Here is a 251-nt window from a genome sequence, read left to right as displayed (position 1 = left end):
ATCAGCAACGCTGATTACTTGATGAACACATTTTCGTTGTGCTTCTTCCAGATTGTTAAAGAACAAATATAGCTGTTGGGTAAAACCCAACTCATAACATCGTGAGCCACGACACTATGAGTTGGCCTCTACATCGCCACCGGCGATCAATGAGAATCAATGGTGGAGGTGAACGGGATCGAACCGATGACATCCTGCTTGCAAAGCAGGCGCTCTCCCAGCTGAGCTACACCCCCATATCCCGCTTGACG

Annotated in this window: 1 tRNA gene; it reads right to left on the bottom strand. The window is 48.6% G+C overall.

Going from position 1 to position 251, the window contains the following annotated elements:
• Positions 1 to 160: 160 nt before the first annotated feature.
• Positions 161 to 236 (bottom strand) — tRNA-Ala (locus AC6LJW_RS29525).
• Positions 237 to 251: the final 15 nt, after the last annotated feature.

The sequence above is a fragment of the Achromobacter sp. 1012554356 genome (genome assembly GCF_059760815.1).
This window is presented reverse-complemented; position numbering and strand designations above follow the sequence as displayed.